At 73.8% G+C, this 19,676-nt stretch carries 15 protein-coding genes and 1 tRNA gene; 5 read left to right on the top strand and 11 right to left on the bottom strand.

The window, feature by feature from the left end; translation table 11 throughout:
• Nucleotides 1-51 precede the first annotated feature (51 nt).
• The 4 genes from ABWU78_RS10810 to ABWU78_RS10795 form a co-directional block, all read right to left on the bottom strand.
• Nucleotides 52-2,652: a TrlF family AAA-like ATPase gene (locus ABWU78_RS10810; RefSeq protein ID WP_439158340.1), complete on the bottom strand. Its 2,601-nt coding sequence runs from the start codon at nucleotides 2,650-2,652 to the stop codon at nucleotides 52-54.
• Nucleotides 2,653-3,045: 393 nt separating this feature from the next.
• Nucleotides 3,046-3,122 (bottom strand) — tRNA-Met (locus tag ABWU78_RS10805).
• A 62-nt stretch (nucleotides 3,123-3,184) separates the two neighbouring features.
• Nucleotides 3,185-4,225, bottom strand: a complete 1,041-nt coding sequence (locus ABWU78_RS10800; RefSeq protein WP_253050951.1) for an aldose 1-epimerase — start codon at nucleotides 4,223-4,225, stop codon at nucleotides 3,185-3,187.
• A 121-nt stretch (nucleotides 4,226-4,346) separates the two neighbouring features.
• Nucleotides 4,347-7,391: a UPF0182 family membrane protein gene (locus ABWU78_RS10795; RefSeq protein WP_253050950.1), complete on the bottom strand. Its 3,045-nt coding sequence runs from the start codon at nucleotides 7,389-7,391 to the stop codon at nucleotides 4,347-4,349.
• Nucleotides 7,392-7,544: 153 nt separating this feature from the next.
• On the opposite strand from ABWU78_RS10795, the gene ABWU78_RS10790 reads away from it, so the two are divergent.
• Nucleotides 7,545-8,159, top strand: a complete 615-nt coding sequence (locus tag ABWU78_RS10790) for a PPA1309 family protein (protein WP_439158339.1) — start codon at nucleotides 7,545-7,547, stop codon at nucleotides 8,157-8,159.
• 15 nt (nucleotides 8,160-8,174) lie between these two features.
• Here ABWU78_RS10790 and ABWU78_RS10785 read toward each other — a convergent pair whose 3' ends face one another.
• Together ABWU78_RS10785 and ABWU78_RS10780 are read right to left on the bottom strand one after the other, a co-directional pair.
• Nucleotides 8,175-9,284, bottom strand: a complete 1,110-nt coding sequence (locus ABWU78_RS10785) for a YlbL family protein (RefSeq protein WP_253050947.1) — start codon at nucleotides 9,282-9,284, stop codon at nucleotides 8,175-8,177.
• Nucleotides 9,285-9,374: 90 nt separating this feature from the next.
• On the bottom strand, nucleotides 9,375-10,373 hold the full coding sequence (locus tag ABWU78_RS10780; RefSeq protein WP_353707902.1) for a nucleoside-diphosphate sugar epimerase: 999 nt from the start codon (nucleotides 10,371-10,373) through the stop codon (nucleotides 9,375-9,377).
• A 165-nt stretch (nucleotides 10,374-10,538) separates the two neighbouring features.
• Here ABWU78_RS10780 and ABWU78_RS10775 point away from each other — a divergent pair, with 165 nt between their 5' ends.
• Nucleotides 10,539-12,086, top strand: a complete 1,548-nt coding sequence (locus ABWU78_RS10775) for a zinc-dependent metalloprotease (RefSeq protein ID WP_353707901.1) — start codon at nucleotides 10,539-10,541, stop codon at nucleotides 12,084-12,086.
• A 31-nt stretch (nucleotides 12,087-12,117) separates the two neighbouring features.
• On the opposite strand, the gene ABWU78_RS10770 is transcribed toward ABWU78_RS10775, so the two are convergent.
• Nucleotides 12,118-12,702: a YgjP-like metallopeptidase domain-containing protein gene (locus tag ABWU78_RS10770; protein WP_253050944.1), complete on the bottom strand. Its 585-nt coding sequence runs from the start codon at nucleotides 12,700-12,702 to the stop codon at nucleotides 12,118-12,120.
• Nucleotides 12,703-12,937: 235 nt separating this feature from the next.
• Between ABWU78_RS10770 and ABWU78_RS10765 the strand changes: the two genes are divergently transcribed.
• The gene (locus ABWU78_RS10765) at nucleotides 12,938-14,065 is read left to right on the top strand and encodes a ThiF family adenylyltransferase (RefSeq protein WP_353707900.1); all 1,128 of its coding nucleotides are present in this window, start codon (nucleotides 12,938-12,940) and stop codon (nucleotides 14,063-14,065) included.
• On the opposite strand, the gene ABWU78_RS10760 is transcribed toward ABWU78_RS10765, so the two are convergent.
• The 3 genes from ABWU78_RS10760 to ABWU78_RS10750 form a co-directional block, all read right to left on the bottom strand.
• The gene (locus ABWU78_RS10760; protein ID WP_374614382.1) at nucleotides 14,039-14,476 is read right to left on the bottom strand and encodes a WhiB family transcriptional regulator; all 438 of its coding nucleotides are present in this window, start codon (nucleotides 14,474-14,476) and stop codon (nucleotides 14,039-14,041) included. The genes ABWU78_RS10765 and ABWU78_RS10760 overlap by 27 nt on opposite strands.
• Nucleotides 14,477-14,657: 181 nt before the next feature.
• The gene (locus ABWU78_RS10755; RefSeq protein ID WP_439158338.1) at nucleotides 14,658-14,825 is read right to left on the bottom strand and encodes a hypothetical protein; all 168 of its coding nucleotides are present in this window, start codon (nucleotides 14,823-14,825) and stop codon (nucleotides 14,658-14,660) included.
• A gap of 154 nt (nucleotides 14,826-14,979) precedes the next feature.
• Nucleotides 14,980-17,034 carry an ATP-dependent helicase gene (locus ABWU78_RS10750; protein ID WP_439158337.1) on the bottom strand — a complete coding sequence of 685 codons (2,055 nt, stop codon included), beginning with the start codon at nucleotides 17,032-17,034 and terminating at the stop codon, nucleotides 14,980-14,982.
• Nucleotides 17,035-17,234: 200 nt separating this feature from the next.
• Here ABWU78_RS10750 and ABWU78_RS10745 point away from each other — a divergent pair, with 200 nt between their 5' ends.
• A complete protein-coding gene (locus ABWU78_RS10745; protein ID WP_047233411.1) occupies nucleotides 17,235-17,501 on the top strand; it encodes a mycoredoxin in 267 nt (88 codons plus the stop codon).
• 81 nt (nucleotides 17,502-17,582) lie between these two features.
• Here ABWU78_RS10745 and nudC read toward each other — a convergent pair whose 3' ends face one another.
• Nucleotides 17,583-18,617 carry an NAD(+) diphosphatase gene (nudC, locus tag ABWU78_RS10740; RefSeq protein WP_439158336.1) on the bottom strand — a complete coding sequence of 345 codons (1,035 nt, stop codon included), beginning with the start codon at nucleotides 18,615-18,617 and terminating at the stop codon, nucleotides 17,583-17,585.
• 71 nt (nucleotides 18,618-18,688) lie between these two features.
• On the opposite strand from nudC, the gene ABWU78_RS10735 reads away from it, so the two are divergent.
• The gene (locus ABWU78_RS10735; RefSeq protein WP_253050939.1) at nucleotides 18,689-19,609 is read left to right on the top strand and encodes a phosphotransferase; all 921 of its coding nucleotides are present in this window, start codon (nucleotides 18,689-18,691) and stop codon (nucleotides 19,607-19,609) included.
• The last annotated feature ends 67 nt before the right edge of the window (nucleotides 19,610-19,676 follow it).

Below are 19,676 nucleotides of genomic sequence, written 5' to 3'. Positions count from 1 at the left end.
ACCTCTGCAGTGCCAGCCCGATCCTCTGTGGCCATGGCGGGTCCTGGTCGGTCAGAATCCGTAGAGGTGATGACGTGCGTTGAAGGCCGCGGGGCCACCCTCGAGGATGTTCTCCGCGAGGGAGCGGATCGCGCGGTCGTCCAAAGAGCCGACACCCGCTTCCGATGGACGGCCGTGGCTCCCGTCGCTCTCGAGCACCACGATGAGTTCGGCGTCTCCGAGCACCGGCACGTTGGCATTGTGGGTGCTCGCGATGATCTGCCGCTTGCCCTTCAGCTCCCGCAGGTGCCTGACCACTCCCTTGTAGACGAAGTTGTTGTCCAGGTCGTCCTCCGGCTGGTCGATGATCAAGGGCGCATCGGACGCACCGAGCAGCAGGAGCAGTAGCGCGGTGGCTCGCTGCCCCTTCGAGAGCTGGTCGAGGCTCCGCAACCCTTGTGCGCCGTCGATCCTGAGCAGCACTTCGACCGCGGGGCCCACGGTGAGCTCCTCCAGCTCGCGCGCCAGCTCCTCGCCGGCCTCGGCAAGGTTCGACGACTGTGCGCCCTTGATGCCGAGCTCAGCGAGCGCACCGCCGCCGTCTCTGATCGCCTCGGCGAGTGCCTGCGGAGAGAACGCCGGATCCTGCACCGCTGCGACGATCTGGGTCCTCTGCCCGCTGACCCTCGCCTTGATGGCATCCATGACGTGGGAACGATCCTTGGTCGGCATCGGCCTGACCACCACGACGCCATCCGTCGCGCCGTTCGCTGACCGGATCGCCGCGTGCAGGCGCTCGGTGGCGGCCGTCTCGTGCGCACGGAGTTCGTCGAGCATGGCGGTGCGCTCGTTGAGCAGCTCCTTGATCTCCTCGGCCTTTGCCTTCAAGCGGGGCTTCGACGCCTTGACCGAAGTCAGTTCCGCCTTGGCAGCGATGTACTTCCCAGGATCGAGCCCCTCCTCGGCGAGCTCTCGGAGGACCTCGCCATAGTTCTCCCTCTCGCCGGTGGTCGCCTCGTGCCAGTCGACCCGCGCCTCTCTGATCGCGCTCTGTGCGGCCTCGATGGCGGAAGCGGCCTGCACGCCAAGATCGGTCAGTGCTTGGTGCAGACCTTCCAGGGCCGTCGTCACGCGTGACAGGCGCTCGGCCTGCGGCGCGCCGTCGATGTCATCGATCCTCGCAACAAGATCGGTCAGCGACGCGGACTTCCGATACTGGTCCAGAGCACGCTTGGCCGCATCCACGCGAGACAACCCCTCGCTGAAGGCGGCGTCGTCCAGTGCGAGCCGCTCGTGCCCGCGAAGCTTGCCCGGGACGTCGGTGCCCTGATAGCGATCAAGCTGCTCTTCGAGCCGCTCGGCCTGCGTCTGCTCGTCCTCCAGCTTCGTCCTGGCTTCCTCGGCTCGCCTGAGGTCTTCGCGGTTGACGCGCAGCCGCTCGCGCACGTCCATCAGCGCCGGGTCCTCTCCGTCGGAGCCGTCGAAGCGCCTGACAAGCTCGGCGATGCTCCCCGAGTCACCCGCGAGCTCCGCGAGCTCGTGCTGGCCGAACACCTCGACGGCTCCAATCGCGTCGACGGGCGTGAGCTTCGTGCGCTGGCCGGCAGAGTCGAGCACCACAGGAGGATGAGGCACCTCGCGTTGGATGGTGTAGCTCTGGACCGTCGGAGAAACGCTCTCGACCTCGACGCGCACGATCGTGCCGGCGTTTAGCACGTCGTCGACGATCGCCTTGTGGTCCTTGGCCATCTGAGCCGAGATCGGCCGGATGTCGAGCGCGTAGCGGATGCTCTCGATCACCGTCGACTTGCCAGCGCCCCGTCCGCCGATGAGCGCGGTCAGATCCGAGGAGATCGGCACGCTGACCCCGTCGAGGTATCCCCCAACCCAGGACACACTCTTGATGCATGGCCGCGGCGTGGATCGCGGATCACCGAGCGAGATTCTGGTCTCGGGTGTCCGCACCGCGAGCTTCAGGCTCTCGAGCGAGGGCGAGCTGACCTTGAACCACGTGCTCGCACCGGGATCCTGCAACTGACGTGGACCCATCACGTCGTCGGCATGGATCACCGCCAGAGGGTGGACGCGCTCGAATATCCCGGCCCCGTCGACGACTGCCTCCTGATCCTTCGCCGCCTCGACACCGGGCGAGACACCGATGACGTGAAGGTCCTTGTGCTGAATCATCGTCGCGAGCGGCTGGCCCGACCGGGTCGTCAGCAGGCCGGCGGGCTTCACGTTCACGTGGGCCGGGACAGGGAGTGCCCCAGCGGCGGTCATCCGCTCCATGATCTTCGCGTAGGGCTCGCCGGGCGTGCCGTTGTCGCAGCCCGGGTTGGCTCCGCAGCGCCCGATGGCCGCGTTGATCGTCGCGACGGGCGTCCCGGCCTCGAAGAGGACGAGGATGTGGATGCCCTCCGAAGAGTTCGCCTCGAACCCCGGGAGCGCGACGATGCCCCGGGCCTCGGCAGCGGCGATCAACTCCAGCGCAGAATCGACTCGCCAGTGGTCGGTGATCGCGATCAAGGCGATGCCCAACTCGTCGCACTTGTCGAGAAGGGCGGCGTTGTACGTCGCCTCGTCCGCAAAGAAGGTCTTCGGCGCGTTGCGGCCCTCGTACGTGAACGGGTTGACCTGAAGTGCAGCACGAATCCACTGCGCCCCAATGCCCATGCCGACGCTCCCCCAGTAGTCAGTCCTACGCCTCGGCGTCTGCACGGCGGCGCTTGGATGGAGCGTATCGGTGACCTACGACACCAGTCTCGAGACGCATGTTGTACCGGCGACGAGGCGCTCGGTACGGAGGCAGCGCACACCGGCATGTCATCTCGCACCTGTGCCCGTGGGCCGCGATCCGACGCAGGGACGCAGGCCGGTTTCCCTACGGAATCGCCAGTTCCGTTTTGAACCTAGGTAGCAAGTCCACACGAAACTGCGTTGCAGGGCCCACCCGCCAGCACCCTGCAGCACCCTCACCCGGATTTTCACCCCGGACCGAGCACCTCCCTGGAGGCAAAGCAAAAGGCCCTCTGACCAGGCATTTCGCCTAGCCAGAGGGCCTTCCCGTGGTAGCGGGGGCAGGATTTGAACCTGCGACCTCTGGGTTATGAGCCCAGCGAGCTACCGAGCTGCTCCACCCCGCGTCGGTGATCACTACTCTACGTGAGGTTCCGGACCAGGCCAAATCGGGTGGACGAGACGTGGGTCACGCCAGGACCTCGACCCCGAACGCGAACTCCCGCACGTCCCCCGGCTCCAGCCGGACGTCCGCCGCGCAGTCGGGGCGGTTGAACGCGTCGGTCAGGGTCTCGACGGGCTCGACCGCGACGGCGGCCCGCTCGCGGCGCGCCAGGCCGTCGCCCGTGTAGACGTGGACGAGCCCGCGGTCCTGCCACACGGCGAGCCCCTGTCCCGTCGCGGGGTCGCGCACGAGGGTCCGCGCGCGGCCGTCGGCGTCGGTGCGCAGGCCGCCGAACGCGTGGTCGAGCCGCACGCCGGCGAGCGGCAGCGGTCCGACACCGTCGATCGCACCGAACGCGTCCGCCCCCGCGAGCGGGAGCAGCCCGGCGTCGGTCACGACGGCGCGGCGCGCCGGGACCGTGAGCTCGAGCCGGTCGATCGTGTCGTGGCCCGGGACGCGCAGGTACGGGTGCCAGCCCAGGGCGACAGGTGCGGCGGTCGCACCGACGTTGCGAGCCCGCAGCGCGACGCCCAGCGAGCCCGAGTCGAGCACGTACTCGACCTCGAGGGCGAGCGCGAAGGGGTACCCCGCGTACGCGTCACGGGCGACGGACGCGCGCAGCACGACCGACACCGGTCGTGCCGGGTCCCCGTCTGCGGGCTGCGCGGGGTCCTCGCCCCGGTCGACGACCGTCCAGTCGAGCGTGCGGGCGAACCCGTGCATGGTGAGGGGCTCCCACGGCAGGACGGGGGGCACGCGGTGCCGTGCGCCGTCGAACACGTACTCCCCGCCGGAGAGGCGGTTGACGAACGGCGCCATGAGCGCGGACCGTGCGGCGTCGTGCGCGGCGACCTCTGCCTCGTCGGCGTACCCGTCGACGAGGTCCTCCACCTGCACGGTCCCGTCGGCCCCGCGCCACGGTGCGCGCCACGCGAGCACGGCGGCACCGCGCAGCGCCACGACGAGCTCGGCCCCGGACGGGTGGTGCAGGCGCGCCGCGGGGACGGCCGGGGTCGTGTCGCTCGCGACGCTGAAAGCATTGCTGCAAACCGTTGCAGATGTCACGAGGAGCGATCCTCCCGGTCGGCGCAGGAAATGACAACTCCGGCACGACGACGGGCGGGCCGGGACCCCCGAGAGGTGTCCCGACCCGCCCGTCGTGCGTCGCGCCGGCGCGAGGTCCTCGTCAGCCGCCCGACGAGTCCGTGTCGAGCGACTGCTCCGCAGCGAGCGCCGCCTCGAGCGCCTGCTGCAGCCGGTCCTGCGCCTCGCCGTAGGCGGCGAAGTCACCCTCCGCGAGCGCCGCCTGGCCCTCCTCGATGGCCTGCTGCGCCTGGCGCAGCGCCTGGTCGAGCTCGGCGCGGGCGCCGCCGTCGACCGTGCCGCCGTCGGCCGGCGGCGCGGGCTCCTCGGTGGCCGGCGGCTCGGTGCCGGGGTCCGTCGTCCCCGGGTCGGTGGTCTCGCCGTCGGCCGGCTGGTCCGGGACCTCGGTCTCGACCCCGCCGTCGGCGTCGCCCGCGTTCGCGCCCGAGTCGCCGCCGAACACCTGGTCCAGCGCCTCGTCGAGCGTGTCGGCGAAGCCGATCTCGTCACCGAAGGACACGAGCACCTTGCGCAGCAGCGGGAACCGCGTGCCCTCCGTCGACTGCACGTAGACCGGCTGGACGTACAGCAGGCCGCCACCCACGGGGAGCGTGAGGAGGTTGCCGTTGATGACGGTCGAGTCACCGCGCCGCAGCGCCAGCAGGCCGTCGGCGGCGGTCGGGTCGGTGTTGAAGTTGTTCTGCACCTGACCCGGTCCGGGGACCGTCGCGTTGCGCGGCAGCTCGAGGAGACGCAGCGTGCCGTAGTCCTCCGACCGCACTCCCGCCTCGTTGCCCGGCTCGGCGTCCACCGCGAGGAATCCCGTGAGGATGTTGCGGTCCGAGCCGCCGCCCGGGATGTACGTCGACATGAGCGAGAACGTCGGCGCCTCCTGGCTCGGCATCTGGAGCGTGAGGTAGTACGGCGGCTGCAGCGGCTTGACCTGACCGCTCGCCGTCGGGTCCTCCGGGCTGCGCCAGAAGTCCTGGCCGGAGAAGAACTCGTTCGCGTCGTCCACGTGGTAGCTCGCGAGCAGCGTGCGCTGCACCTTGAACAGGTCCTCGGGGTAGCGCAGGTGGCTCATGAGGTCGCCGGAGATCTCCGTGATCGGCTTGACCGAGCTCGGGAAGACCTGGGTCCACGCCTGGAGCACCGGGTCCTCGGCGTCCCACGCGTACAGGTCGACCGAGCCGTCGTACGCGTCCACGGTCGCCTTGACCGAGTTCCGGATGTAGTTCACCTGCTGCGGCGCGAGCGCCTCGACCGAGTTCGCCGCGACGAGCGAGTCGCGCGTCGAGTCCTCGAGCGACTCCGACGTCGAGTACGGGTAGGCGTTCGACGTCGTGTAGCCGTCCACGATCCACTTGACCCGGCCGTCCACGACCGCCGGGTACACGCGCCCGTCGAGCGTGAGGTACGGGGCGACCTTCGCGACGCGGTCGCGCGGGCTGCGGTCGTAGAGGATCTGCGACTCCTCGGTGACGCGGTCGGAGAAGAGGATCTGCTCGGAGCCGAACTTCAGCGCGTACAGCACCTTGTTCATGAACGACCCGACGCTCGGGCCCGCCTGGACGTCCTGCGTCGGGAAGGTGTTGTTGACCTGGCCGCCCTCGTCGTCGACGGGGTAGTCGAGCTCCCACGCGTCGCGGCCCTCGGGGGCGCCGACGATCGAGTACTGCGGCGCCTCCGGCGAGAAGTAGATGCGCGGCTCGTAGCCGCCCGCGTCGGTGAACGCGCCCGTCGACGGGATCGAGCCCTCGTAGAACGCCGGGCGGCCGTCGGGCCCGATCTGGTTGCCGTATGCGGCGACGACGCCGAAGCCGTGCGTGTAGACCGTGTGGTCGTTGACCCAGTTCCGCTGGTCGGCGCCCAGACCGTCCTGGTTGAGCTCGCGCACCGCGATGACGGTGTCGCGGCTCTCGTCGTCGATCGTGTAGCGGTCGACCGACAGCGAGCTCGAGAACTGGTAGTACTGCTTGTTCTGCTGGAGCTGGCTGAACGAGGGGCTGACGATCTCGGGGTCGAGCAGGCGGATCGACGCCGTGGTGTCGGCGTCCTCGCGCAGCGCGCCCGCCTCCGCCTCGGTCTTGGCGTTGTACTGCTCGGTCTCGACCTGGTCGATCCCGTACGCGGCCTTCGTCGCGTCGATGTTGCGCTGGATGTACTCCTCCTCGAAGTCCTGCGCGTTCGGCGTGACCTGGAAGCGCTGGACGACGCTCGGGTAGATGCCGCCGATGGCGATGGCCGACACGACCATGAGGCCCACGCCGATCGCCGGGAGGCGCCAGTTGCCGCGCACCGCCGTCACGACGAACAGCGCCGCGACGAAGAGCGCGACGACCGTGAGGATCGCCTTCGAGGGGATCACCGCGTGCACGTCGGCGTACGACGCACCGTCGAACTTGGCGCCTCCCGAGGTGAGGATCGAGTACCGGTCGAGCCAGTAGTTGGCCCCGATGAGGACGAGGAGGAGCGCGGCGGTCACCGAGAGCTGGACGCGCGCGGCCGTCGTCGTGCGCGGGCCCGCGTCGGAGCCGCCGCCGATGCGCAGCCCGCCGTACAGGTAGTGCGTCGCGACCGCGGCGATGCCCGCGATGATGACGACCGCCATGAGGAAGCTCACGACGAACCGGAGCGCCGGCAGCGTGAAGACGTAGAAGGACAGGTCGATGCCCCACTGCGGGTCCGTCGTGCCGAACGGGACCGAGTTGAGCGCGAGCAGGACGGTCTGCCACTGCGACGCCGCCGCCGCGCCGGCGAAGAAGCCGACGAGCGCGGGCGCCACGATCATGACGACCTTGCGCAGCGGCTCGATCGCCTCGCGGTACTGGTCGAGCGTCGCCTGCTCGGGCGTCGACGGCGCGTAGATCGGCCGGGACCGGTACGCGATCGAGAAGGACAGGAAGACGAGCCCGCCCATGACGAGGAACCCGCCGACGAACAGGGCGATGCGCGCGCCCCACTGCGTCCACAGGACGTTCGCGAAGTCGAGCTGCCGGAACCACAGCACCTCGGTCCAGAACTGGGCGAGCAGGAGCAGGAGGACCACGAGGGCGCCGACGACGGCGATCGCGATCCCGATCGGGCTCCGGCGCCGGGCGGGCCGCGCCCCGGGGGACGGCCGGCGGGGCGCTGCGGCGAATGACACGGTGGGTATACCTCTTCGGTCGTGGCTCGGGCGTGCACCGGGGTCAACGCCCGGTCCTCCCCCAAGGTTCCCACGGTCCGGGGCCTCGTGGGGGACGTCACGTCGGTCGCCGACCGTCCGCCGCCGGACGGCGCGATGGGGGACCATGGGGGCATGCCCCAGCCTGACGACGCCGCTCCCTCCCCCGCTCCCGCACCCGGCTCCGGCCCCGACCCGGTCGCGCCCGGCGGCCCGACGCCGCAGCACGCCCTCGCGCTCGCCGTCCACGAGATCGAGGTGCACGCGGCGGACGCCGGCTGGGACGCCCCGCCGCGGCTCTTCGCGCTCGTCGCCACGGCCGGCGCGCTCGCGGCGGACCCGACGCTCGCGGACCGCCTGCCGCCCGACGTCGTCGCCGCGGCCTCCGCGGACCCGCACCACCTGCTCTCGATCGAGCAGGAGGGCTTCGCCGTGGACGGCGACCTCGAGGACGGGCTCGCGCGCGTCGCGTGGCCCGCCACGGTCGACGGCGCCGCGCTCGTCGTCGAGCGGATCGTCCTGCCCCCGACCGCCGAGGAGGGCGTGCCCGACGACCCGGACGCCGCGCTCGACTACCTCACGTCGCACCCGGACCGGCAGGACGTGCGCCTCGCCGTCGGGGTGCTGCGGGACGGTCCGGCCTGGTGCGCGGTCCGGTCGCGCGCGCACGACTCGGCGACCGACGTCGCGGGCGGCCCGGACCTCGTCCCGGGACTCGTCACCGCGCTGCGCGCGACGCTCGAGGACTGACGCGAGCGGCGCCCGTCAGCCGCGCGCCTCGCACGTCGGGAGGGAGTCGCCCTCGCCCGCGCCGATCGCCTCCATGGCCGCGCGGGCGTCGGCCAGCGTCGAGACCGCCGCGACGTGCAGGCCGTCCGGCACGTTGCCCACGACCTCCGGGCAGTTGGCCTGCGGCGCGAGGAACCACGTCGCGCCGTCGCGCAGGGCGCCGTACAGCTTCTGTTGGATGCCGCCGATCGGGCCGACGTCCCCCTCGACGCTCATGGTGCCCGTGCCCGCGATGACGACGCCGTTCGCCTCGTCCTCGGGCGTGAGCTGGTCGACGATGCCGAGCGCGAACATCGTCCCGGCGCTCGGGCCGCCGATGTCTTCGATCTGGATCGACACGTCGACCGGGAAGTCGAAGGTCGGGTCGATGAACACGCCGAGCAGCGCGGTGTCACCGCCGTCGGTCGTCGTCACCGTGAGGTCGGTCTCCGTGCCGTCGCGCAGGACGCCGAGGGTGACGTCGGCGCCCGGGTCGACGGCGGCCAGCCCGTCGATGAGGTCCTGGTACGTCGGGACCGGGGCGCCGTCGAGCGCGACGATGACGTCGCCCGGCTCGACGACCCCGTCCGACCCGCTGTCCGGGACCGCCGCCTCGACCGTGAGCGTCGCCGGCACCTCGTACCCGAGCTCGGTGAGCGCCGCGACCGTCGCGTTCTCCTGCGAGGAGATCATCTCGGCCTGGCCCTGCTGCTCCGTCTCCTCCTTGGTGCGGCCCGTCGGGAAGACCTCCTCGACCGGACGCACGCTGCGCGACCGGTCGAACCAGCCCTGCACGACCTGACCGAGGTTCACCGGGTAGCCGGGTCCGCCCGCGACGGAGACCGTCGTCAGGCGCAGCTCCCCCGTCGAGTCGAACGTCTCGGCGCCCGTGATGGAGATGAGCGGCGTGCCGTCCTGCTCGCCGAGCGTGTCCTCCGTGGGCCCCGGCGACCGCACCGCGTAGGGCGCGGGCAGGATCGCGAGGCCCGCGACGAGCAGCGTCGTCGCGAGCAGGGAGATGCCGAACGTCAGGGACCGTCGGGTCACGGGCGGCGGGACGTGCTCGTCCTCCGTGAGGAGGGCGTCGAAGGAGGGGGCGTCGCTCACCGGGACATCATCCCCGAGGATGCTGGGATCTCCCTGCCGGCCGCGCCCACTCGTCCCGGGCGCTGCCGACCGGCACCCGACGGCGCACCGTCAGGGGCGGCGCGACCGCGCCTGACGCCAGACCGCCGCGGTCCCCAGGACCGCGACCGCCGCTCCCGCGGCGCCGAGGGCCGCCGCGTCACGACCGCCGAACCGGAGCCCCGCGACGCCCACCCGGCCGCGCACCTCCGCGAGCAGCACCTCCAGCGCCGCCGCGCCCGACCAGGCCGGCGTCCACCCGGCGTCGTGCAGGCGCCCGGCCGCGACCGACCACGGGTGCACGACGAACGCGAGGTCGCTCGCCGGCGACGGCAGCACCCCGACGCGGTGCAGCCGCTCGGCGGCGCCGAACGCGGTCGCGGGCGGGAGCTGCACCGTGCGCAGGCCGGCCGCCGCCGCCACCGTCTCGGAGTCCAGCGCGTCGGGCAGCCCGTCGCGCAGCGGGCCGGCCGTCAGACCGCCGACGAGCCCACCGTCGACCGCGACGCGCACCGCGGCGACGACGTCCTCGACGTGCACGAGGTGCCACGTGCGCTCCCCGCCGCGGACGGTGAGCAGACGCGGGGCCTCGAAGTGCCGCGTGAGGAGCGTGTCGATCCCCGGCCCGACGACGACGGTCGGCCGCACGAGCCCGAGCGGCACCCCGCCCACCGCCTCGCGCAGCGCGTCCTCGAACGCGGCCACGTCCCCCGCGAACCCCGGTCCGTCGTCGACGGCGACCGGGTCGTCGTCCTCGATCACCGCGCGACCGGGCGTCGCCCCGTGCACCGCGGCCGACGTCACGGCGACGACGTGCTCGATCCCCGCCGCGACCGCGGCCTCGCCCGCGCGCCTCCCGAGGAGCGCCAGCCGGGCGCGCTGCTCGGCGTCGGTCCTCGCGCGCGGCGCCCCGAACTCCCCCGCCGGGGCGACCACGACGAGCCGGCGCGCGCCGTCGGGCCACCCCTCGGGGTCGACGGGCGACGCGTCGGCGGCGCCCAGCCCGCGACGTACCGCGCCGGCGACCTGCCCGACGCCGACGACCACGACGGGCTCTCCCGGCGGCCTCACGGGCTCGGACCGGGGGGCCTCCCCCGGGTCGCCCGGCGGTCGTCCCCCGCCCGGGACCGCGTCGCTGCGCCGTGAGCGAACCCGGCCCTCGGACATGGCCCAGCCCCCGTTCTCGGCGGTCGATCGTGGTTACGGTGATCACCGACGCTACCGTGAGGAGTCGCCATGAGCAGCCTTCCCCCCGACCGCACGCCCGGACCGGACGACGACACGCCCTTCGACCCGCGGTTCGAGGAGCTGCTCCGCTCGATGCTCGGACCCGACGCGGACGAGGCGCTGCGCGAGCTGCGCGCCCGCGGCCTCGACCCCCAGGCGCTCGCCGCCGGGGGCGCGGCGGACCCCCAGCTCTTCCAGCACGTCCTCGCGCAGGTCCAGCGGCTCCTGTCGACGCCGAGCGACGGCCCGGTGAACACGGACGTCTCGCACGACGTCGCCCGCCAGGTCGCCGTCGCCGAGGGCGACCCCTCCGTCACGGCGGCGCAGCAGCGCGCCGTGACGGAGTCGTTGTCCGTGGCCGAGCTGTGGCTCGACGCCGTCACCGACCTCCCGCCGTCGGGCGGACGTGCCCAGGCCTGGAGCCGGTCCGAGTGGGTCGAGCACACGCTCCCGGCGTGGAACGAGCTCGTCGCGCCCGTCGCGGCGTCGGTGGCCGACGCGCTCGCGACGGTCCTGCGCGACCAGCTCCCGGAGGGCCTCGGCGAGGACCCGTCGGCGCTGCCCGGGGTCGGGTTCACGCTCCCGGGCCAGGTGCCCGGGCTCCCCGCCGGCGCGCTCGGGATGCCGGGCGACCCCGCGGCGCTCATGCAGCGCCTCGGCGCGGCCGTCTTCGGCATGCAGGTGGGCCAGGCGGCGGGGACGCTGTCGCGCGAGGTCTTCGGGGCCACCGACGTCGGGCTGCCGCTGCTCGACCAGCCCGGGACGGTCCTCCTGCCGACGAACGTCGAGGCGTTCGCCGAGGGGCTGGACGCCCCCGCGGACGAGGTCCGCCTGTTCCTCGCGCTCCGCGAGGCGGCCCACGCGCGCCTCTTCACGCACGTCTCGTGGCTGCGCGGGCACCTGCGCAGCCTGGTCGATGCGTACGCGCGCGGCATCACCATCGACCTGTCCGCGCTCGAGTCGCAGCTCTCCGACGTCGACCTCACCGACACGGGCGCCCTCCAGCGCGCCCTGTCCGGCGGCGTCTTCGGGCTCCAGAACACTCCCGAGCAGCAGGCCACGCTCCTGCGGCTCGAGACGACGCTCGCGCTCGTCGAGGGCTGGGTCGACGAGGTGACGGCAGCCGCGGCCCTCCCCCACCTGCCGCACGCGGTCCCGCTGCGCGAGATGCTGCGCCGCCGGCGTGCCGCGGGCGGTCCCGCCGAGCACACGTTCGCGACCCTGGTCGGGCTGGAGCTGCGTCCCCGTCGCTCGCGCGACGCGGCGGCCCTGTGGGCGCTCATCGCCGCGCAGTCCGGCCCGAGCGCCCGCGACGGCGTCTGGGACCACCCCGACCTCCTGCCCGACGCGACCGACCTCGACGACCCCGCGGGCTACGAGAGCCGGCGTGCCGTGACCCGCATCGAGGAGGCCGACGTCGACCGCGCGCTCGAGGAGATCTTCCGCGCCGCCGAGGGGACGGGGGACGCCGAGCCCCCGAGCAGCACGGCGGACGGCGCGTCGACGGACGACACGACCGACGACGGGCCGACGGACGCGGGTAGCGGCGAGCGCTGAGCCTCCGGCGCCCTCAGGGGCGCCCGACCCCTCAGGGGGTGCCGGACGACCCGTCGGCCGCGAGCCCGGCGTCTCCCTCGGGGGCGCCGGGCTCGTCGCCGTCGGGCTCGAGCTCCGCGTCCCGCGCGAACGAGAAGCCCTCCAGGAAGCCGCGCGCCCGGTCCGTCCGCGGGTACGACTCGAGCAGCTTCCAGAACCCCGGGCCGTGGCCGGCGTGGAGCAGGTGGGCGAGCTCGTGCAGCAGCACGTAGTCGAGCACCCACGAGGGCATCCCCCGCACGCGGGTCGAGATGCGGATCGTCCCGTCGATGAGGGTGCACGACCCCCACCGCCGGTCCTGGTTCCCGGACCAGCGCACGCTCGTCGGGTGCGCGCGGCCGTCGAGGTACTTCTCGGACAGCTCGACGGCGCGGCGCTCGAGCTCGTCGTCGGAGGGGCGTCGCCGCCGCTCGGAGTCGGCCAGGCGGTCGAGCATGCGCTGGACCCACTCCCGCTCCTGCGCGCGGGTGAAGCGCGCCGGGATCGCCACGATGGTGCGCTCGCCGTCGCGGTAGGCGCTCACCGTGCTCTTGCGTCGGCGGCTGCGCCGAACCTCCACGATCGTCTCCCGGACCACGCTCAGACCGTAGTGGTTCTCGCCACGAAACGGCAGGGGCCCACGCCGTGCGGTGCGGATTTCCGCACCGCACGGTCGAGCAGACGTCGCGGGGAGCTGTGCTGCCGGTCAAGGAACCGCCTGCGAAGCGTCGTCGAGGTCTGCCTGTGGACAACTCGGGTCGGGGGTCGCCTCCGTGCCACGCTGACCGCGGGCGGCCGAGCGCGCCGCCCGCCCCACGACCCGCGGAGGACACGTGCAGCGACGACGCGTGCTACGGCCCGAGGCCCCGCTGCTGCGGCGCGGCCCGGGCGAGGTGCAGGTCGGCACCGACCCACGGTGGTCGGTCCGGCTCGCCGGGCTCGAGCCCGGCGAGGAGGAGTGGCTGCGCGCGCTCGCGTCGCCGGCGGCCCGGCGTCCCGACGGGGACGCGGCCGGCCCGCCCACGGCGCCCGGCCGGCGCGCCGCGCTCGTCCGGCTCCTCGAGGAGGCGCACCTGCTCGTCCCCGCCCGTCGGCGACGCCCCGTCTCGCCCGCCCCGGGGAACGGCGCGGCGGACGTGGGCGTGCTCTCGGCGCTGCGGCCCGACGGCGCGGGGCACCGGGTCCTCGCGTCCCGCGCCCGGGCGACCGTCGCCGTCGTCGGGCTGGGGCGGGTCGGGGCCGCGCTCGCCGCGCACCTCGCGACGGCCGGGGTGGGCACGGTCGTCCTGGAGGACCGCGGCACGGTCCTCGCCACGGACGTCGGGGTGGGCGCGTACCGGCTGCGCGACGTCGGGACGCCCCGCGAGACCGCGGTGCGGCGGCTCGTCGAGGAGGTGGCGCCCGGGGTCGTCGTCACCGCGGGCACAGGCGCGGGCGCCGGCGCCCCGGTGGACGACCGGGTGACGGGAGCACGGGGCCGGGTCCCGGACGTCGTGGTCGTGGTCGAGCACGGCGCGGCGGACCCGGAGCGGGTCGGGCGGCTCGTGGGAGAGGGGGTGGCGCACCTGTCGGTCGTGGTGCGCGAGGCCGACGTCGTCGTCGGACCGTTCGTCCGGCCGGGCCTCGACCCGTGCCTGACGTGCGTGGACCTGCACCACGCCGACGCGGACCCGTGCTGGCCGCAGCTGGCGCGGCAGCTGCGCGACGGGCGCGTGCGCGCGGCCGAGGAGTCGTCGCTCGCGGCCTCGGCGGCCGCGGTCGCGCTCGGTCAGGTCCTGGCAGCCCTGGACGGGCTGGTGCCCCGCGCAGCCACGGCCCGCATCGAGATCCCTGCTCCCGATGCGGTGCCGCGGCTGCGCGAGACGGGTCGCCACCCGCGCTGCGGGTGCGACGAGCTGGCGCGCACGCCCCCGGACGGGGCGTCGCTCACCATGTCAGGCCGCCGTCGAGGCGCCGACTGACGCCCCGGCCTCGACGCGCGACGCCTCCTGCGCCTGGCGCTCGGCCTCACGGGCGAGCACCTCGGCCTTGCTCGGACGGCCGCGGCCGCGCTTGCGCGCGACGACGACGCCGTCCACGAAGACCTCGCCGCCCCAGACGCCCCAGGGCTCGCGGCGCTCGATCGCGCCGGCGAGGCAGCCCTCGACGAGGGGGCACGTGCGGCACAGGGCCTTGGCCTCCTCGACCTCGGCGGACCGCTCGGCGAACCAGAGCTCCGGGTCGTTGGTGCGGCAGGGCAGCAGGCCCGCGAGGAGGCGGTCGAACTCCGCGGAGTCCTGCTCGCCGAGGGGCGTGGCCAGCGGTTGGTGGGGGACCCAGGGGCCGGATCCGCCCTGGGCAGTGATGTTGTCGAGCAGCGCGGTGAGCCGCACGATGTCCTCCAGTGATGTCCTGTCGTGGGTGTGAACGTCGTCGTCACAGGACCTGAGGACAGCGGTCCCCGTCCGTAGGAAGGACGGGAGAGACCGGTGATCCTCATCGGCAGACGTGCTCTGGAGAACACGAAGGCCACGGGTCCGAGACGGACTCCGCGGCCTGGAAGGTTCTGGTCGGTCAGACCAGAGATGTCCTGGAGGCGGAGTCGGGAGCGGGGCGGGCGACGAAGGTGCCGCCGCGGTGCGCGGCTGCACGCGGACGGAGTCCTCCTGGCGTGCCCGTGTAGACGGACGCGTTATCCAGCAGGTTCGCCATGGCGATCTGGTTCTTCATCAGCTTTCCCACCCCCTCTCTCCGTTCGAGGCCCGCCTCCCGGCGCGCCCCTCTCCAACAGGACTCGTCGACCATATGTCGCGCGTCGCGGGACGCACAACTTATTTACGGGAATTTCCTCGACGAGTTTCTCGAACCCTCCTGGGAGCCCGAGAACGGCTCCCCGTCACCGTTCCGCGCGGCCTACGATGTCCAGGATCGTCGCGCCGTACCGCTCGATCTTCGCGGGCCCGAGCCCGTTGATGCGGGCCAGGGCGGCCGTGCTGGTGGGCCGGGACTCGGCGATCGCCGCGAGCGCGCTGTCCACCAGCACGGTGAACGCCGGCTTGTCCGTCTCCTGCGCGACCTGGCGCCGCCACTCGCGCAGGCTCTCGAACAGCTCGCGGTCGTACTCCCCCGTGAGCCGCAGCTTCGCCTGCCCGGAGCGCGGACGGCGCGTGCCGTGGGCTCCCGGCTCGTCCGGCCACAGCCCGTCGAGGAACCGGGTCCGGCGCCGCGTCGCGCGACCGCCGGGGTTCCGCGACCGGGCGAAGGACAGCTCCAGGTGCTCGCGGGCCCGGGTGATGCCCACGTAGAGCAGCCGCCGTTCCTCCGCGATCGCCTCGTCCGTCTCGGCGAGGGAGATCGGCATGAGCCCCTCGCTCGTGCCCGCGAGGAACACCGCGTCCCACTCGAGGCCCTTGGCCGCGTGGAGCGACGCGAGCGTCACGCCCTCCACGGTCGGGGCGTGCTGCGCGGCGGCGCGCTCGTCGAGCTCGGCCACGAAGGTCGCGACCGTCGGCGCGGGCCCTTCGGCCGCCTGCGCGAGCGCCGCGACGTCGTCGGCGAGCGCGACGAGCGCCTGCGTGGACTCCCACCGCTCGCGCGCCGCCCCGCGCGCGGCGGGCGGCTCGGGTGCCCACCCGGCGGCGGCGAGGACGTCGCGCACCGTCTCGGGCATCGGGACGTCGGGGTCGGCCGACCGGGCCGCCCCGCGCAGGAGCACGATCGCGTCGCGCACCTCCTTGCGCTGGAAGAAGCGCTCGCCGCCCCGGACGAGGTAGCCGATGCCCGCGTCGGCGAGCGCCGACTCGAAGGCCTCCGACTGCGCGTTGGTGCGGTAGAGGACCGCGATCTCGCTCGCGCGCGTGCCAGCCGCGAGGAGCCGCGAGATCCGCTGGGCGATGCCGGCGGCCTCCGCCTCGTCGTCGTCGTACGTGGTGAACGCGACCGGGGGGCCGGCGGGCCGCTGGGCGACGAGCTCGAGCGCCTGGTGCGCGCCGCCCGCGCGCCCGGCGCGCGCGAGGAGCTGGTTCGCGAGGTTCACGACCTGCGGCGTCGAGCGGTAGTCCCGCACGAGCCGGATGACCTGCGCACCCGGGTAGGTGCGCGAGAACGTGAGGAGGTGGTGCGGCGTCGCGCCCGTGAACGAGTAGATCGTCTGCGACGGGTCCCCGACGACGCACAGCTCCTCGCGCCCCCCGAGCCACTGGTCGAGGACGAACTGCTGCAGCGGCGAGACGTCCTGGTACTCGTCGACGACGAAGTGCCGGTACTGACGACGCACCTCGTCCGCGACGCCGCCCTGCGTCGCGAGCATGTCGCCCAGCATGAGGAGCACGTCCTCGAAGTCGATGACCGACCGCTCGGTCTTCACGTCCTCGTACGCCGTGATGAGGCGCGCGACCGTCTGGTGGTCGTACCCGGCGGGGGGCTCGCGGTCGATCGCCTCGCATGCCCGGACGTAGTCGTCCGCGGTGACGAGCGAGACCTTGGCCCACTCGACCTCGGACGACAGGTCCCGCACCGCGACGCGGTCGACGCCCACGCCGAGGCGACGCGCCGACTCGGCGATGACCGGCGCCTTGTGCTCCAGGATGCGCGGCGGCGCGCCCCCGACGACCTTGGGCCAGAAGTAGCCGAGCTGGCGCAGCGCCGCCGCGTGGAACGTCCGTGCCTGGACTCCCGTCGCACCCAGCTCGCGCAGTCGGGTGCGCATCTCCCCCGCCGCGCGCGCCGTGAAGGTCACGGCGAGCACGCTCGTCGGGGTGTAGACACCGGTGCGGACGCCGTAGGCGATGCGGTGCGTGATCGCGCGCGTCTTGCCGGTCCCCGCGCCCGCGAGCACGCAGACCGGGCCGCGCAGCGCGACCGCGACGTCGCGCTGGTCGGGGTCGAGCGCGTCGAGGATCTCGTCGGCGGTGCGCAGGGACGGCGGGCGTGAGACCGGTGGTGTGGACATCACCCGCGATTCTCGCAGGCGTCGCCGACACGCGGGCGCCGGCCGGACACGGCCCAGGACGTCGGCGGGGGCGTCGGCGGGGGTGTCGGCGGAGCGTGGCACGGGCTCTGGACGGGAACAGCGCGCAGGCCGCCGGTGTTACCGTCACGACCGACCGCCCGCGGCACGCGCCGCCCGGAACCGCACCAGGAGAGCCCTCGATGAGCACCGCCCCGACCCTTCCCGACGCCGGCTCGATCGTCATGTACTCGACGAGCTGGTGCGGGTACTGCCGCCGCCTCAAGACGCAGCTCGACTCCGAGGGCATCGGCTACACCGAGGTGAACATCGAGGAGACGCCCGGCACGGCGGAGTTCGTGGAGTCGGTGAACGGAGGCAACCAGACGGTCCCGACCGTCGTCTTCCCCGACGGCTCGGCCGCGACCAACCCGTCGCTCGCGGAGGTCAAGCAGCGCCTCGCCGTCTGATCCCACCCCGTCGTGGGCGTGAAACGGGCCCGGTCCGGACGTCCGGCCGGGCCCCTTCCATGCCCACAACGCCTGGGGCGGTCAGGCGTCGGGGAGACGGTCGCCGAACCAGTCCTCGACCAGCGAGCGCGCGATGGACGCGCGGCCCGGGAGCAGCACCTCCTGCGCGCGCACGGCGGCGGCGAGCTCGGTGCGCGTGAACCACCGCGCGTCGGTGAGCTCGACGCCGTCGACGTGCAGGGCGGTCGTCAGCGCCCGGGCGGCGAACCCGAGCATGAGCGACGCCGGGAACGGCCAGGGCTGGCTCCCGCGGTAGGCGACCTCGCCGACGACGACGCCCGCCTCCTCCGCGACCTCGCGCCGCACCGCGCTCTCGAGCGACTCCCCGGGCTCGACGTACCCGGCGAGCGTCGAGAAGCGCCGCTCGGGCCAGTGCGCCGCGTGGCCGAGCAGCAGCCGCTCGTCGTCGCCCTCCCCGTGCACGACCGTCATGATGACCGCCGGGTCCGTGCGCGGGTACAGCTCCACGCCCTGCGCGACGCAGCGCCGCGTCCAGCCCCCGTTCTCAACCGTCGTCCGGCCGCCGCACCGGGGGCACCGGGTGTGGTTCGCGTGCCACGCCGCGAGCGCGACCGCCTCGGTCGCGAGGCCCGCGAGCGGCGCGTCGAGCCCACCGACGAGCTCGCGCAGCCCCGACCACGACCGCTCGCGCGCGAGCACGGCGAACGGGTCGGAGGCGTCGACGCCCTCGATGTCGACCTCCTCCGCGTCGGCGTCGTCGGGCAGGACGAGCGCCAGGTACGTCGTGCCGTCGCCCTCGCCGAGGAAGAGCCAGCGCGCCTGGTCCTCGTCGGCGGCGGCACCGACCTCGGCCAGGTCTGCCGGGTCGAGCAGCGCGACGCCGTCCGCCGGGCTCGGACCGGCGAGCGCGAGGCGGCCGCGGTGGACGAGCACGACGCGGGTCGTGTCCTCGCCGCGCAGCCTCCCCACGAGGTCGGGCTCGCCGCGGCGGTGGGCCGCGCGGTCCAGGACCGCGCCGTCGAGCGGGAGCGGGAGGTCGCGGAGGGCGGTCACGGGCAGCGTGCCCGACGACGGCGGGGTGGCGGGGGTGGTCACCCTCCGACCGTAGGCCACGCGACCGGCGTGGGTGCCCCGGGCGACGGGCGGGGAGCGACTACCGTGGTCGGGTGCCTCGCTCTCCGCTGACCCTCGCCGCGCTCGCGACCGCCGCCGTGCCGGGTCTCGACGCCCGCAGCGCGCTGGCCGTCGAGGACCCGGGCGACTACGACACCGCCGTCGTGACGGACGCCGAGGGCGCCCGGTGGACCGTGCGCGCCCCGCGCAGCCTCCAGGCCGGGGCCGCCCTCGAGGCCGAGGCGGAGCTGCTCACCTCGCTCCAGCTCTACGCCGACACCGGCGTGCTGTCGTTCGCGGTGCCCCGCATCAGCGGGACCGCGCTCCTGCCGGAGGGCGGCCGCGCGATCGTGCACCCGGCGCTCGACGGGACGACGCTCGACGTCGACGCGCTGCGCCCCGGGCCAGGGCTCGCCGCCGACCTCGGTCGCGTCCTCGCGTCGATCCACGAGCTGCCCCGCACGATCGTGGACGACGCGGGGCTGCCCGGGTACGACGTCGAGGAGTACCGCGCCCGACGGATGGCGGAGCTCGACGAGGCCGCGGCGACCGGGAAGGTGCCGACGACCCTCCTGCGACGCTGGGAGACGGCGCTCGAGGACGTGTCGCTGTGGCGGTTCCAGCCGGTCGTCGTGCACGGGGACCTCGGCCCGGAGCAGGTCCTCGTCGCCCGCGGGCGCGTCGTCGCCGTGACGGACTGGGCCAGCGCGCGCGTCGCGGACCCGGCGGACGACCTCGCGTGGCTGCTCGTCTCCGCGCCGCCCGAGGCGATCGACTCGATCATGGAGGCGTACCAGCTGCGCCGGACCGAGCTCACCGACAAGAATCTCGTGGACCGCGCGCTCCTCGTCGGCGAGCTCGCGCTCGCACGCTGGCTCCTGCACGGCGTCCGCCACGGGCTCGACGACGTCGTCGCCGACGCGCTCGACATGCTCGCCGACCTGGACGACGCCACGCAGGACGCCGACGACTGACCCGGACGGGCGTCCCGGCACGGGTCGCCCGGAGGCGGTCCCGCCCGTCGACGGGTCGGCCGTGGGC

The organism is Cellulosimicrobium sp. CpK407 (assembly GCF_051844275.1).
GTDB lineage: Bacteria > Actinomycetota > Actinomycetes > Actinomycetales > Cellulomonadaceae > Cellulosimicrobium > Cellulosimicrobium cellulans_G.
This window is presented reverse-complemented; position numbering and strand designations above follow the sequence as displayed.

Coding starts and splice junctions, on each gene's coding strand:
- ABWU78_RS10745 (WP_047233411.1), top strand. CDS start 17,235: ATGAGCACCGCCCCGACCCTTCCCGACGCCGGCTCGATCGTCATGTAC.
- ABWU78_RS10775 (WP_353707901.1), top strand. CDS start 10,539: ATGAGCAGCCTTCCCCCCGACCGCACGCCCGGACCGGACGACGACACG.
- ABWU78_RS10790 (WP_439158339.1), top strand. CDS start 7,545: ATGCCCCAGCCTGACGACGCCGCTCCCTCCCCCGCTCCCGCACCCGGC.
- ABWU78_RS10810 (WP_439158340.1), bottom strand. CDS start 2,652: ATGGGCATTGGGGCGCAGTGGATTCGTGCTGCACTTCAGGTCAACCCG.
- ABWU78_RS10750 (WP_439158337.1), bottom strand. CDS start 17,034: ATGTCCACACCACCGGTCTCACGCCCGCCGTCCCTGCGCACCGCCGAC.